Source organism: Psychrobacter sp. AOP5-GZ1-6 (genome assembly GCF_052376345.1).
Taxonomy (GTDB): Bacteria; Pseudomonadota; Gammaproteobacteria; order Pseudomonadales; family Moraxellaceae; genus Psychrobacter.
Genome location: NZ_JBQSVP010000274.1, coordinates 1 through 1,249, shown reverse-complemented (window position 1 = coordinate 1,249; position 1,249 = coordinate 1). Strand labels below are relative to the sequence as shown.

The 1,249-nt window shown below is 40.0% G+C and carries 2 protein-coding genes and 1 other RNA gene; all 3 read right to left on the bottom strand.

All coding sequences use genetic code 11. From position 1 onward, the window contains the following. Window positions 1-475, bottom strand: a 475-nt coding sequence (locus ACT3RN_RS15705; RefSeq protein WP_444518826.1) for a LemA family protein, incomplete at its 3' end; no start/stop codon positions are given. A 319-nt stretch (window positions 476-794) separates the two neighbouring features. Further along, window positions 795-891: signal recognition particle sRNA small type (gene ffs / locus ACT3RN_RS15700), an RNA gene on the bottom strand. Window positions 892-967: 76 nt separating this feature from the next. Continuing rightward, the coding region (locus tag ACT3RN_RS15695; RefSeq protein ID WP_444518825.1) for a hypothetical protein at window positions 968-1,249 on the bottom strand (282 nt) is incomplete at its 5' end.

Sequence of the window (1,249 nt, the reverse complement as noted above, 5' to 3'; positions counted from 1 at the left end):
AATTATAAAACATCACACTGTCATTATAATGCTGACGCGCAAAACCAATGCGGTTTTCGGTATTGGTCAACTCATCCATCAGCTCTTTAATCACACTGTCCGCTTTTAGCTCAGGATACGCTTCCACGACAGCGGAAAATTGCCCTAGAGCTTTGGACAACATGCTTTCTGCTTTAGCAAACAATGCCATATGTTCCATTGAATCTGGCTGATGCTTGCTTGAATCTTGCAAGCTTTGGGCATGATTACGTGCATCAATTACACGAGTGAGCGTCTCTTCTTCATGCGTCAAATAACGCTTAGCCGTTTCCACTAGATTTGGAATCAAGTCATGGCGACGTTTTAGCTGAACATCAATCTGAGAAAAACCATTTTTTGCTTGGTTACGCGCACGTACCAATTTATTAAATATAGATACCCCAAATACAACCAATATCACCACAACTGCAATAAACAGCCAAACAAACATTTTCATAATAGGATTCCACAACGTTTCGTATTGTTATTAGGGCATGTTGTACAGTCACTTCTGGAGTTAGAACCTACATCCATCATAGACAAACATTCAACACACGCTAATGTTACTAAAAAGTTAATATATTGTATTTTAACCCATATTAATCAATGAAACTTCATTAATCACTGAAATCCTGAAATCAAATAAGAAATCGAACGATAAAACGAATAAAATTCACGCAAAAAAAAGCCCTTTACAATGAAGGGCTTAATACATAATACGAGTATTTCTGACTGATTATAAAACCAATTATCAAATTTTAGGCAAAAAAAAGCGACTCCAAAAGCACATCCTCGGCACACACTGTGACTATTACCGTTGCTACCTTCCGGTCCTGGCGGGATTCATAGAACAATGTTGCGAGGCTACCAATGGAGCCACCAGATGCAAATTATACAAGGATTTTTTTATTTTGCAACCCCTGTTATAACATTGAGGTTAATAAATCATTTATAGCGCCCAGTTAAACGATGTTTTTTCTTCAGACACTGACCAAAGCTTGGTGGCTAGCGTCTCATCCAAAGCGACTTTATCTAATGGACACATTCCAATAGCCCCAACGGTTTGCGCGCGCTTTGTAGGCCCATAAAGCCTTTGTTGTTCAAGACCTGATTGCGTGGCACACATTACCTCGGGCCATGATCCTTTTTCAGCCGACTGGGCGATGAAGCGAGACGCAACTACCGCATCACCTGACAATCCTCTTATGGGCGTATATATCTCATTAGACAC